The organism is Kitasatospora sp. NPDC036934, from assembly GCF_055608425.1.
This window is the reverse complement of sequence record NZ_JBVJQR010000002.1, coordinates 153721-165682: the sequence shown is the minus strand read 5'-3', so window position 1 is coordinate 165682 and position 11962 is coordinate 153721. Positions and strand designations below refer to the sequence as shown.

At 73.8% G+C, this 11962-nt stretch carries 12 protein-coding genes, 1 tRNA gene and 1 pseudogene; 9 read left to right on the top strand and 5 right to left on the bottom strand.

The features are described 5' to 3' along the window. Positions 1-61: 61 nt before the first annotated feature. The 3 genes and pseudogenes from manB to ACZ7BZ_RS03505 all read left to right on the top strand — a co-directional run. Positions 62-1126 (top strand): annotated as a pseudogene (gene manB, locus ACZ7BZ_RS03515) (mannose-1-phosphate guanylyltransferase); the annotation flags it as partial. Between the two features lie 324 nt (positions 1127-1450). Continuing rightward, positions 1451-2395 (top strand): Yip1 family protein, encoded by a 945-nt coding sequence (locus tag ACZ7BZ_RS03510; RefSeq protein ID WP_470356927.1) that lies wholly within the window; start codon positions 1451-1453, stop codon positions 2393-2395. A gap of 164 nt (positions 2396-2559) precedes the next feature. Then, positions 2560-3450 (top strand): alanyl-tRNA editing protein, encoded by an 891-nt coding sequence (locus tag ACZ7BZ_RS03505; protein WP_470356926.1) that lies wholly within the window; start codon positions 2560-2562, stop codon positions 3448-3450. Positions 3451-3559: 109 nt separating this feature from the next. On the opposite strand, the gene dcd is transcribed toward ACZ7BZ_RS03505, so the two are convergent. Together dcd and ACZ7BZ_RS03495 are read right to left on the bottom strand one after the other, a co-directional pair. Then, a complete protein-coding gene (gene dcd, locus ACZ7BZ_RS03500) occupies positions 3560-4135 on the bottom strand; it encodes a dCTP deaminase (protein ID WP_380454272.1) in 576 nt (191 codons plus the stop codon). A gap of 72 nt (positions 4136-4207) precedes the next feature. Beyond that, positions 4208-4429 carry a hypothetical protein gene (locus tag ACZ7BZ_RS03495; RefSeq protein ID WP_188304334.1) on the bottom strand — a complete coding sequence of 74 codons (222 nt, stop codon included), beginning with the start codon at positions 4427-4429 and terminating at the stop codon, positions 4208-4210. A gap of 278 nt (positions 4430-4707) precedes the next feature. Here ACZ7BZ_RS03495 and ACZ7BZ_RS03490 point away from each other — a divergent pair. Continuing rightward, positions 4708-4781, top strand: a tRNA-Gly gene (locus ACZ7BZ_RS03490). 63 nt (positions 4782-4844) lie between these two features. Here the strand turns inward: ACZ7BZ_RS03490 and ACZ7BZ_RS03485 are convergent. Further along, positions 4845-5090 (bottom strand): hypothetical protein, encoded by a 246-nt coding sequence (locus ACZ7BZ_RS03485; protein ID WP_470356925.1) that lies wholly within the window; start codon positions 5088-5090, stop codon positions 4845-4847. Positions 5091-5293: 203 nt separating this feature from the next. On the opposite strand from ACZ7BZ_RS03485, the gene ACZ7BZ_RS03480 reads away from it, so the two are divergent. Then, a complete protein-coding gene (locus ACZ7BZ_RS03480) occupies positions 5294-5449 on the top strand; it encodes a hypothetical protein (protein ID WP_470356924.1) in 156 nt (51 codons plus the stop codon). 732 nt (positions 5450-6181) lie between these two features. Beyond that, positions 6182-6763: a hypothetical protein gene (locus ACZ7BZ_RS03475; protein WP_470356923.1), complete on the top strand. Its 582-nt coding sequence runs from the start codon at positions 6182-6184 to the stop codon at positions 6761-6763. Between the two features lie 516 nt (positions 6764-7279). On the opposite strand, the gene ACZ7BZ_RS03470 is transcribed toward ACZ7BZ_RS03475, so the two are convergent. Continuing rightward, positions 7280-7912: a response regulator gene (locus ACZ7BZ_RS03470; RefSeq protein WP_470356922.1), complete on the bottom strand. Its 633-nt coding sequence runs from the start codon at positions 7910-7912 to the stop codon at positions 7280-7282. Beyond that, on the bottom strand, positions 7909-9153 hold the full coding sequence (locus ACZ7BZ_RS03465) for a sensor histidine kinase (protein WP_470356921.1): 1245 nt from the start codon (positions 9151-9153) through the stop codon (positions 7909-7911). The genes ACZ7BZ_RS03470 and ACZ7BZ_RS03465 overlap by 4 nt, the downstream gene beginning before the upstream one ends. A gap of 395 nt (positions 9154-9548) precedes the next feature. On the opposite strand from ACZ7BZ_RS03465, the gene ACZ7BZ_RS03460 reads away from it, so the two are divergent. From ACZ7BZ_RS03460 to ACZ7BZ_RS03450, 3 genes are all read left to right on the top strand, one after another. After that, positions 9549-10109 carry a GlcG/HbpS family heme-binding protein gene (locus tag ACZ7BZ_RS03460; protein ID WP_470356920.1) on the top strand — a complete coding sequence of 187 codons (561 nt, stop codon included), beginning with the start codon at positions 9549-9551 and terminating at the stop codon, positions 10107-10109. A 240-nt stretch (positions 10110-10349) separates the two neighbouring features. Further along, complete coding sequence (locus ACZ7BZ_RS03455; RefSeq protein ID WP_470356919.1) at positions 10350-10772, top strand: YunG family protein; 423 nt, start codon at positions 10350-10352, stop codon at positions 10770-10772. 176 nt (positions 10773-10948) lie between these two features. Continuing rightward, entirely contained in the window at positions 10949-11845 is an 897-nt protein-coding gene (locus ACZ7BZ_RS03450) for an NAD(P)-dependent oxidoreductase (protein WP_470356918.1), read from the top strand. Positions 11846-11962: the final 117 nt, after the last annotated feature.

Below are 11962 nucleotides of genomic sequence, written 5' to 3'. Positions count from 1 at the left end.
CAACGGAGGTATCGGCCCGCCGGGCCGGGCCGCAGAGACCACAAGGGGAACAGCGCAGACCATGACCGAGGCGATCATGCTCGTCGGTGGTAAGGGCACGCGACTGCGTCCGCTGACCACCCACACTCCCAAGCCGATGCTGCCGGTTGCCGGTGTTCCGTTCATCGCGCACCAGCTGGCCCGCGCGGCCGCCGCCGGCGTCACCCGGGTGGTGCTGGCCACGTCCTACCTGGCCGAGGTGTTCGAGGACCACTTCCAGGACGGCACCCCGTACGGGATCGAGCTGGTCTACCTGACCGAGCGCGAGCCGCTGGGCACCGGCGGGGCCATCCGCAACGCCGCCTCCGGGCTGACCTGCGGACCGGACGAACCGGTCCTGGTCTTCAACGGGGACATCCTCTCCGGCCTCGACATCGCCGCCCTGCGGGACGGCCACGTGGCCGCCGGGGCCGACGTCACGCTGCACCTCACCCGGGTGGAGGACCCGCGGGCCTTCGGCCTCGTCCCCACCGACGCCGACGGCCGGGTGCTGGAGTTCCTGGAGAAGCCGGAGACGCCGGAGCAGATCGTCACCGACCAGATCAACGCCGGCTGCTACGTCTTCACCCGCTCCGTCATCGACCGCATCCCGGCCGGCCGGGAGGTCTCCGTCGAGCGCGAGACCTTCCCCGAGCTGCTGGCCACCGGCGCCCTGCTGCGAGGCGTCGTCGACACCTCGTACTGGCTGGACCTCGGCACCCCGGGCGCGTTCGTCCGCGGCTCGGCCGACCTGGTCCTCGGCAAGGTCGACTCCCCGGCCGTCCCCGGCCCGACCGGCGACGCCCTGCTGCTGCCCGGCGCCACCGTCCACCCCGGCGCGGTGCTCAGCGGCGGCACCGTGGTCTCCGCGGACGCGGTGGTCGAGGCCGGCGCCATCGTCGAGGGCAGCGTGATCCTGCCCGGCGCGCTGATCGGCCCGGACACCCTGGTGAAGGACTCGATCGTGGGCGCCTACGCAACCGTCGGCGACCGCTCGGCGCTGGACGGCGCGGTGATCGGCGACGGCGCGATCGTGGAGTCCGACAACGAGCTGCCCAACGGCATCCGGATCGCCTGCGGCACCCTGCTGCCGGTCGGCGCCGTCCGCACCACGGCCGGCCCGGGCGGCTGCCCGGCCGGCACCACCGCGGCCGCCGCGGTGCACGGGCCGTCGGTCAGCGCCCAGCGCTAGGACCCCTCCGCGCGGACGGCCGCCCAGGCGGGTTTCGGACCCGTTCGTCTCAGGCTCGCTGCAAACCGGCCCCGGCTTCGTCCGGGGCCGACGCGCACTGGGCCGGACGGGTACCTTCGGAGCGTGGCTGGTAATCGATACGACAGCGGTCAGGGCGCCGACCGTCCGCACGGCGGATGGCCGGCCCCTCCGCCGCCGCCGGCGGGGGCGCCCGGGGGGTACGGGCGGACGGACGGGCCCGTGGACGGGCCGGAGTACTTCACGTCCGCGCACCCGACGGTGGCGGCCGCCGGGCCGGGGACCCCCGGAGGGCCCGGAGGCACCGTCGGCGACGGGTACGACCCGTACCGGGCCGACCGGCCCGGCAACACCCAGGCCTTCCCGGTCGGCGACCCGTACCAGGGCGGCGACCCGTACGGCCCGCAGCACGGTCAGGACCACGGTCAGGACCACGGCTACGGCCGGTACGGACAACCCCCGGGCCCGGGCCACTACGGCGACGGCGGGTACGGGCAGCACCCGCCGTACGGCCAGCAGCCCCCGCCCCCGTACGGCGGCGGCCCGGACCAACAGCCCCCGTACGGCCAGGACAACGTCACCGTCTACCGCGCCGGCGGCCAGTCCGCCCCGCACGTCAGCGGGCCGCGGCCGCAGTGGCGCGAGCTGTTCGTCGGCATCTTCCGCACCCCGACCGCGATCTTCGACCGCACCCGGGACCACCAGGTCTGGCTGCCCGCCCTCACCGTCTCGCTGACGTACGGCGTGCTCGCGGTGCTCGGCATCGGGCTGACCCACGACGACATCGTCAACTCGACCTTCTCGGTGGCCCTGACCGGCCTGTGCGCCGCCGCCGTCGGTTTCACCGTGGCCGGCGCGGTCTTCGGCGCGGTCACCTACGCGCTGGCCCGCCAGCTCGGCGGCGACGGCCCGTGGAAGTCCACGGTCGGGCTGGCCGCGCTGATCGGCTGGCTGACTGACGCGCCCCGGCTGCTGCTCGACCTGGTGCTGCCCTCCGGCAGCATGGTCGTCCAGCTGGTCGGCTGGGCCACCTGGGGGCTCTGCGCGTACCTGCTGACCTGCATGGTCCGGCGGGTGCACGACCTGCCCTGGGGCAAGGCGGCGGCCGCCTCGGCGGTGCAGCTGCTGGCGCTGCTGGTGCTGATCAAGCTTCCGACACTGGGCTGATCAAGCTGATCAAGCTGCGCGCGCCGGGCTGATCGGGCTTTCGACCCCGGGCTGACCGGGCTCCCGGACCGGTGCCGGGGGCCGGCAGGCAGAATGGTGGGCGGATCCGGCCGGAAGGCCCGGGCCCGCCCACCCCCCGTCCTCCACCAGCGCCGGAGCCAGCCATGACCCTCCCCACCACCCACGTCAGCTTCCCGGCCGGGGCGGTGACCGGAGAGTCGCCGGTGCTGGCGGTGCACCCGCTGGCGGACGGTCGCTACGCGGTGGTGACCGCGGCCACCCCGTTCCACCCGCTCGACCACACCTGGCCCGACCAGCCGGCCGACCACGGCACCCTGACGGTCGACGGCACCGAACTGGCCGTGCTGGACTGCCTCACCGGCGCGGTCGGCCCGGACGGTGGCGCGCCGCTGGTCGGCGCCGAGATCCCGGTCAAGCGCGGGGACGAGGAGTGGTCCTGGCTGGTGCTGCACGTCCTCGCCGCCGACCCCGGAGACCTCATCGGCCGCACCGCCCTGCTCACCGTCGACGCCGGGCGCCGGGCCGCTCTGAGCGCCTCGCACAGCGGCTGCCACCTGCTCGCCCTCGCCCTCAACGCCGCGCTCGCATCGCGCTGGCGCAAGGACCCGGGCCGCTCGGACGCCTTCGGCAACCCCGACTTCGACAGCCTCGCGATGGCGAGCTCGGTGATGGACACCGAGGCCAGCACGGACACCTACCGGCTCGGCAAGTCGCTGAAGAAGAAGGGCTTCACCGTCGACGCCACCGAGGAGTTCCCCGCCCTCGCCGACGCCCTGCCCGCCCTCACCGAGGCCGTCAACGCCCGGCTCGCCGACTGGGTCGCGGCCGACGCCCCGGTCCGGATCGAGGTCCCCGGCCCGGAGCTGACCGCCCGCCGCCAGTGGCACTGCGAGCTGCCCGAGGGCGGCGCGCGGATCTTCTGCGGCGGCACCCACCTGCACCACCTGGGCGAGCTCGCCGAGCTGCGCACCGAGCTGCGGCTGTCCGAGGACGGCGCCGAGCTGGTCGCGATCACCAGCCCCAAGCGGGCCTGACCCCCCAGGCGGGCCCGACACCCCGCGCGAGTCCCGGAAACGCCACGGGCGGCCGACCCCTCGGAAGAGGGATGGCCGCCCGCCGTGCGTGCACTCCGCCGTGGTGCGGTCAGACCTCGCTGCGGTGGAAGTTCAGGTACGAGCGGGACGGCGTCGGACCGCGCTGGCCCTGGTAGCGCGAGCCGTAGCGCGCGGAGCCGTACGGGTGCTCCGACGGCGAGGAGAGCCGGAACAGGCACAGCTGCCCGATCTTCATCCCCGGGTAGAGCTTGATCGGCAGCGTCGCGACGTTCGACAGCTCCAGCGTCACGTGGCCGCTGAAGCCGGGGTCGATGAAGCCCGCGGTGGAGTGGGTGAGCAGGCCCAGCCGGCCCAGGCTCGACTTGCCCTCCAGGCGGGAGGCCACGTCCTCGGGCAGCGTGATGACCTCGTACGTCGAGGCCAGTACGAACTCGCCCGGGTGCAGGATGAACGCCTCGTCGCCGTCCGGCTCGACCAGCCGGGTCAGGTCCGGCTGCTCCTCGGAGGGGTCGATGTGCGGGTACTTGTGGTTCTCGAACACGCGGAAGAAGCGGTCGAGGCGCACGTCGATGCTCGACGGCTGGATCATCGCCGGGTCGAAGGGGTCGACGACGACCCGGCCCAGGTCGATTTCGGTCCGGATGTCCTTGTCAGAGAGCAGCACGCTTCGAGGTTACGTGCACGACGGGGCCCCGGACGAATCCGTCCGGGGCCCCAGGTGTCCTCCCGCCGGCCGTCAGGCCAGGAACTCGGCGGCCTCCAGCCGCATCGCCTGCGCCAGTTGGGCCGTCGACAGCTCCCGCACGTCGGCCAGCACCGAGCTCCGGAGCCGTCCGCACTGCGGACAACGGATCAATCGTCCGGGCCCGAGCCGCCCGGGACCGAGGTTCTGCATCGGGAACGTGGTGGTGCTGAACAGGTGCCCCTCGGCACAACGAACGACGGCGCGCTGCTCCATCGATCCCCTTCCCATCCCTAACCCAGTACTCACCCGTACTCATCGCGCCCCGGCGGCCAGGCCCCGGGACAGCGTCACATTAGGGGATGTTCCGGACATTCCACACCATGGCTCGCCGCCCCGACCCCGCACCCACCGGAGCACTCACACGCGGCCCAAACAGTACGCCTCCCACCCACCCCCGCCCGGCTCCGCCACGGCCTCGGGCCGGCCGTGCAACCACAGTCACGGATGGGGTACAGTGACACTGGATCGAGCGGTCTCTGACAGCTCATCAGGCGGGCGTAGTTTAATGGTAGAACATGAGCTTCCCAAGCTTAGAGCGCGAGTTCGATTCTCGTCGCCCGCTCCATATCGAAAGCCGCAGGTCATCTGACCTGCGGCTTTCGTGTTGTCCGGAGCAAGCTGCCCGGGGTCAGCCGGTGGGGCGGCCGGTGGGGCGGCCGGTGGGCATCACCAGGTCGTACTCGGCGTACCAGACGGACTTGGCGAGCAGCGGGTCGGCCAGCGCGGCGAAGAGGCCACCGAAGGCCTCGGTCCCCGTGAGGGCCTCGATGTTGCCCTGGATGAGCTTGAGCGTGTCGCCGTGGGCGAGGCGGTCGAGGGCCGCGCGTTCGTCCGCGCTCAGTACGACGTTGCGCTGGAGGAAGTCGTGCAGCACCGGTGGGGCCGCGTCCGGTACCGGCTGGTCGTTGCGGGTCCGGTCGTGGAGACCCGGTTGGCCAGGACCATCTGGTCGTCGCGCACCGGTCGGTCGATGACCTCGTCGGCTTCGGGGTCGCCCTCCGTCGCGGCCTGGTCGCCGGGCAGCACCCAGGAGGACTGCGGGGTTCGGCGGGGCCGGGCCGGCCCGTCGAGGGGGCGGTGTTCGGCCAGCAGCTCATCCGGCTGGGGCAGCAGCGTGCCGTACGGATCGAGGCGGGGCGAGGACCGGGCGAACGCCGCGACGGGCGACGACGCCCCGAGGGACTCCAGGCCGGCGGCGCCCAGCAGTACGGCGTGCCGCAGGCGGCCGCGTAGTAGCTGACCGAATTCGGTACCGCTCGCGGTGGTGCCGGCGGCGAGGATGCGGTCGAAGGCGTCCGGCGTCCGGCGTGGTCAGCTTCTCTGTATCCGACTCCATGTGAGAGAACCGTCAACTTGCGCTTGATATAGGCGAGTTGACCGCCGAAGCTGGCCGATACGGCCAGGTCCGCGGGAGTCGGGAGCGCTTGCCCCCAGGGCAGGACCGGAACGCCCGTCTCCGCGAGCAACTTCTTTGCGCCGGACTGGAAGGGGGACGATCCGGTGCAGGTGGCCAACACCTGAATGCGCAGATCCTCACGGAACAGCGGCAGTGCATCGAGCAGCCGCGTCGCCGCGGTCACGTTGTGGATGACCAGCTGGACTCGTCGGCACTGTCCGCGGGTGGCCCGTCGGGCCGCATCGGGCCCCACCGGTACGCGAACCCAGTGCTTCAGGTCCTCCGCCGCGTGACGATCCCGGCTCTTCCGTTTCGGGGCCTTGTGGCCGCCCGGTGCGGTCTTGTCGTCGGAGGTGCCGACGTACCGCGTCGCGGGTGAGGCCCCGGCGGTCCTTGGCGGGCCCCGGCGGCAGGAGAAGCAAGCGACACGGTGCGGATCGGTGGTTCGACTGCACCGCGCAGTGCGATCCAGGGTCGGCCACTTGCGGAACTGTCGGTGCCCGGCCACCGTCCAAGCAGTGACGGAATGCCTGCCCGGGTTGAACACCGGGAGGAGTACGGAGGGCCCTGTGCAGTCAGGTGGTGCCGAACTGAACCTCGGATGCCCGGACGGCTTTCGCGGCGGCGCGTCGGCCGCGCCGGACTGGTGGCCGGTGCTGGCCCCGGATGTGACGATTGGTCAACTCGACGCGGCGGAGCGCTGCGAGACCTTGCTCCAGGACACCATGGACGCCGTCCGGCCGGCCCCGGCCTGGCAGGAGACGGTGCCGCGGGCCGGGATCCGGCTGGCCGCCCCGGGGCGGCGCGGGCCCGAGGTGCTCTGGTACGTCACCCGGGGGCGGGACCTGCTCACCGTCGTATCACCGGGCCGGCGGCGGGAGTTGGCGGACGTGGTGGAGCGGCAGTGGCGGCGGCGCGGGTGGACGATCACCTCATTGAACGCCGGGCAGGACCGCCCCGGGGTGGCCGCCACCACGCCGGAGGGTTCTCGGCTGGTGCTGTGCTTCGGTGAGTTCGGTGACATCCGGTTGACCGCGAGTCTGCTCGGGGTGGCCTGTTCGGAGCGCATCCCCCGGCTGCCGGGGGCCGGCGAGCCCGACCCCGCGCCGCTGCCCCATGTGCACTGCGCCTATTGGAGCGCGCTGGTCTGACCGGGAGGGGAGCGGTTCCGGGGGAGGCGTGGAGCGAGTCCCCCCGGACCCGCTCCACGCCGCCTCGTCGCGCGGCTTCGGCGCTGCCGCTCCCCCCGACACCCTCCGGCAGCCCCGCCGTCCCCCCTGGCACCACCCTCCGGCGAGAGCGTCCGCACAGACCCCGGCGAGCCCCCACCCCCGGGGACGTCGTTGACCTCACGCTAACAAACCGCGTGGTTGGTTTGTCAATAGTGGGATCCACGAAAAATCCACAATCATGACGATCCGGTCGGGTCGGTGTGATGGGCGTCCCACCAGGCAGTTGTGGGTTCGTCAGGATGCCCTGCGGTCGTGCCGCACGCGCCGGGCGCGAGGGACGCCCGACCTGGAATCCGACATTCCATGCATGATGACAGCACGGAGTGACACCGCGCGAGTGCCCAGCGCAGTGACGGACCCGTCAATTCGGATGGTGACTGGTCCGGAGGGTGCCCGGTCCCGGCCGGGCGCCGTTCCGGAGGGCGCGCTCGGCGCTCAGCGCAGCAGTCGGCGCTCCTTGGCCACCGCCACCGCGCCCGCCCGGGTGTCCACGCCCAACTTGTCGTAGATCCGCCCCAGGTGGGTCTTCACCGTCGCCTCGCTGATGAACAGCGCCCTGGCGATCTCCCGGTTGCCCAGCCCCTGCGCCAGCTGTTCGAGGATGTCCTGCTCCCGCTCGGTGAGCTGCGGCGAGGGCGCCCGCATCTGCGCCATCACCCGGGAGGCGACCGGTGGCGAGAGCGCCGTCCGGCCCTGCGCGGCCGCGTGGACGGCGGCGAACAGTTCCTCCGGCCGTTCGGCCTTCAGCAGGTACCCGGTGGCGCCCGCGGCGATGGCCCGGGTGATGTCGGCGTCGGTGTCGTAGGTGGTGAGCACCAGGACGTGCGGGCCGCCCGGGGCGGCGGTGATCCGCCGGGTGGCCTCCACGCCGTCGATGCCGTCGCCGAGCTGGAGGTCCATCAGCACCACCTGCGGCGCCAGCCCGGCGGCCAGCGCGACCGCCTCCTCCCCGGTGCTCGCCTCGCCGACCACCTCGATGTCGCCCGCGCTGGCGAGCAGCGCCAACAGGCCCGCCCGGACCACCGCGTGGTCGTCACAGACCAGCAATCGGACGGGGGTCGCGTTCATCGGTGCTCCGATCGGTGCTCCAGGGGGATCGCGGCGGAGACGACGGTGCCCTCGCCGGGGGCGCTCTCCACGGTCAGCGTGCCACCCAGCTGCCGCAGCCGGGCGCGCATGGCGGACAGCCCGTACCCGCGGGCGCCGCCGGCGGCGCGCCGTTCGCCCGCGGCCGGGTCGAAGCCCTGCCCGTCGTCGGCGATGTCCAGGACGGCCTGGTCGCCCAGGAAGGACAGCGTGATCGCGGCCGCCGAGGCCCCGGCGTGCTCCCGGGCATTGGCCAGCGCGCCCTGGGCGATCCGCAGCAGCGCCGACTGCGCGGCCGCGGGCAGTGGGACGGGCGCGCCGTCCAGGTGGAAGCGGACCGGCAGCCCGCTCTCGGCGGACTCCCGCTCGGCCAGTGCCCGCAACGCCCGCTCCACGGTGCCGCCGTCGGCCAGCTCGGCCGGGGCGAGGTCGTGGACGAAACGGCGGGCCTCGGCGAGGTTGCGGGCGGCGACTGCGGTGGCGGTGCGGACGTGGGTACGGGCGGTCGCCGGGTCGGCCTCCCAGGTGCGGTCGGCGGCCTGCAGCAGCATCTGCTGGCTGGACAGCCCCTGCGCCAAGGTGTCGTGGATCTCCATCGCCAGCCGCTCGCGCTCGGCGAGGGTGCCCTCCCGCCGTTCGGTGGCGGCGAGTTCGCGCCGGGTGCGAACCAGGTCGGTGATCAGCGCCCGCTGCCGGGCGGCCTGCCGGGCCATGAACAGGAAGACCCCGGTGGCCAGCGCGGCCACCGCGGGCGGCAGCAGGACGAGGGTGGCGTCCGCGACGCCGGGCAGCCGGATCTCGGCGATCACCACCAGGAGCGTCAGGGCCGCCACCAGCGGGATCGCCGCCCCGGCGGGCAGCGCCCGCAGCGCGGTGTAGATCAGCGGGACGGCGCACCAGGCGAAACTCGGCGCCAGCAGCACCAGCACCACCCAGAGCGCGACCACCAGCGCCAGCGGCCACCGGCGCGGACGGCCCGGGGCGGCCGGGCAGCGGTGGTCGAGCCAGGAGGCGGCCGGCTGGGCGACGGCCAGTACGGCGCTCAGCCCGATCACCCAGGGGATCCCGGGGCTGCCGCCGTGGTGGGTGAGGTAGCGGCTGAGCGCCGCGGCGAGCAGCAGCAGGAAGGCGGAGTCCAGCAGCAGCGCCAGCCGGCCGGCGTCCGGGTCCCCGGCGTCGCGCCCGCCCAGGGGCCGGCCGGTGGACGGACGGGGCTGCTGCACGGGTGGCTCCTGGCGCTACGGGCTCGGCACGGTGCTCGGTCGGCCGCTCAGCGGTGCCGGCCGTGATCGGCCCACTGACCTGCGCCGATCCCTCGATGGTGACCTGTCCGGCCCGGTCCCGCATCAGCCGATCGGTTGACGGCGGCGTCCTCCATCATGCCCGGACGGTCGCACCGGGCCGTCGATGCCGCGCGCCCCGGTCCGGCCGGAGGATCGAAGCAGAGCCGGGCGGTCCCCCGCCGCCCGGCCCCGGACCGCTGCGGGCCCCGCGAACCCCGCAGAACCTCCTAGATCCCTGCGAACCCCGCAGAACCGCGCAATGCCCAGCAGAGTCCCGCAGGGCACCGCCGAACCCCGCCGAACCCCGCGATCCCGTTGAGTTGAGGAGCTGGACCATGAAGAAGACCTCCGTGCGCACCCGGGTGCTGACCGGCACCGTCGCCGTCGCCGCGCTCGCCGCCGCCGGCGTGGGCGCCGTCTCGGCCAGCGCCGAGACCGCCGAGACCGCGGCCGCGCCGGCCGCGGTGAAGGCCGACCCGCAGAACAAGGACCTCGCCCAGAGCACCGGACTGACCATCGACGCCGCCACCCGCGCCGCCCAGGCCGCCCTGGACGCGGCCACCAAGGCCGGCCAGCACGTCTCGGTCGCCGTGGTCGACCGGGACGGCGTCACCCGCGTCCTGCTCAAGGGTGACGGCGCCGGCCCGCAGGCCCCGGAGTCGGCCGAGCGCAAGGCCTTCACGGCGGTCTCCTGGAACGCCCCGACCTCGGAGCTGGCCAAGCGGCTGGCCCAGGCCCCGAACCTGAAGGACATCCCGGGCACGCTGTTCCTGGCCGGCGGCGCCCCGGTGCAGTCCAAGGGCGCCCCGGTGGCGGCGATCGGCGTGGCGGGCGCGCCCAGCGGCGACCTGGACGAGCAGTTCGCGCAGGCCGGCGTCGCCGCACTGGCGAAGTGACGCACCCCGGCCGGTCGGCCCGCGGGCGGGAGTTCCAGGACCCGCCCCAGGGCCGACCGGCCGGACGCGCCGTCCGGCCGTCCTCGGGCGGACTCCCGTCCCCACCAGCGGCTGTGCCCTCTGGGCCGACGGCCCACGGTGTCCTCGTTCGGGTGAACAAGGGAAGGGTCGCCGCAGAACAAGCGATGACCCTTTGAAAAGCCGGTGTCGTTGTCAGTGCCGCGTGGCAGGCTTCCCGGTATGACGGCGTGGACCCTCAACGACATCGAACGTGCGATCCGCTCCTCCTGGAGTCTGGACACCTGTGCGCCCGAGGACCTGGCCCACTGGCGTCCCGACAATCCCGCCCGCGGCCAGTGCGGCGTGACGGCCATGGTGGTGCACGACCTGCTCGGCGGCGAGCTGATGATGGGCGAGGTCCACGTCGACGGGGTCCGGACGGACCTCCACTGGTGGAACCGCTTCGCCACCGGCTTCGAGATCGACCTCACCCGTGAGCAGTTCGGCCCGAGGGAGCTGGTCGGCCCCGGCCGCCCGGTCGCCCGCCCGGCCCGCCCCGGCCGGCTCCAGGCCCAGTACGAGCTGCTCCGCCACCGGGTGGTCACCGAGCTGGAGCGCGGGGCCGCCGCGAGCCGGATCCGCCGCCCGGCCCGGGTCGCCTAGACCGCCGGACCGCCCGCGGCCCGCACCGCGCGCAGCCCGGATCCGCGCGCGGTCCGGATCCGTCCGCAGGTCGGAAGCGGCCGCAGCGCGCTCCCGGACCCGAACCTCCCCTGACGTACAGTCGGCTCGAACGAACCAACGTACGTACGGATGGCTACGGCGACGGGAGTGCGCGGATGAGCGGGTCGACGGTCGGTTTCGTGGGGCTGGGTGCGATGGGGCAGGGCATGGCTGGCAGCCTGCTCCGGGCCGGCCACGCCGTACGGGTCTGGAACCGATCGCCGGAGCCGGTGGCCGCCCTGGTGGCCCAGGGAGCCGAGGCAGCGGGTTCGCTCGCCGAGGTGTTCGCCGCCGACACGGTGGTCTCCATGCTGGCCAACGACCAGGCGTTCGAACGGCTGTTGCTGGACCCGGAGCTGCTGGCGGGTGCGAAGGCGACCCTGCACGTCAACATGGCCACCGTCTCGCTCGCGCTGGCCGGGCGTGCCGAGGAGCTGCACGTCGAGCACGGCATCGGCTACGTCGCCGCGCCCGTCCTCGGCCGGCCGCCGGTCGCGGCGGCGGGGAAGCTCAACATCCTGGTCGCGGGCGCGCCCGAGCTGCTGGACCGGGCCGGGCCGCTGTTCGCCGCGATGGGCGACCGCACCTGGCACTTCGGTGACCACCCCCGGCAGGCCAACACCGCCAAGATCAGCACCAACTTCCTGCTGGCCTGCGCGATCGAGTCGATGGCCGAGGCGTGCAGCCTGGCCGAGTCCCACGGCGTACGGCCCACCGACCTGGTGGAGATGCTCACCGGCACGCTCTTCCCCGGACCGGTCTACTCCGGCTACGGCTCGATGGTGGCCGAACGGCGCTACGAGCCGGCCGGGTTCCGGCTGCCGCTCGGCCTCAAGGACGTCGGTCTGGCCCTGGACGCCGGGGCCGCGCGCCATGTCCCGCTGCCGTTCGGCGGCATCCTGCGGGACGCCTTCCTGGACGCGCTGGCGCACGGCGACGGGGACAAGGACTGGGCCGCCGTCGCCGAGGTCGCCCGCCGCCGGGCCGGACTGCCGGAGCAGCCGTCCTCCTGACCGGCCGGAACCCGGAGCAGCCGTCCTCCTGACCGGCCGGAACCCGGAGCAGCCGTCCTCCTGACCGGCCGGAACTCTGACCGGCCGGAACCCGGACCAGCGCGTACGACCCCTGGT

Excerpts from the sequence above, each read along its gene's own strand:
- ACZ7BZ_RS03495 (WP_188304334.1), bottom strand. The coding sequence starts at position 4,429 with ATGGAGCAGCGCGCCGTCGTTCGTTGTGCCGAGGGGCACCTGTTCAGC.
- ACZ7BZ_RS03460 (WP_470356920.1), top strand. The coding sequence starts at position 9,549 with ATGAAGAAGACCTCCGTGCGCACCCGGGTGCTGACCGGCACCGTCGCC.
- ACZ7BZ_RS03450 (WP_470356918.1), top strand. The coding sequence starts at position 10,949 with ATGAGCGGGTCGACGGTCGGTTTCGTGGGGCTGGGTGCGATGGGGCAG.
- ACZ7BZ_RS03505 (WP_470356926.1), top strand. The coding sequence starts at position 2,560 with ATGACCCTCCCCACCACCCACGTCAGCTTCCCGGCCGGGGCGGTGACC.
- ACZ7BZ_RS03455 (WP_470356919.1), top strand. The coding sequence starts at position 10,350 with ATGACGGCGTGGACCCTCAACGACATCGAACGTGCGATCCGCTCCTCC.
- ACZ7BZ_RS03470 (WP_470356922.1), bottom strand. The coding sequence starts at position 7,912 with ATGAACGCGACCCCCGTCCGATTGCTGGTCTGTGACGACCACGCGGTG.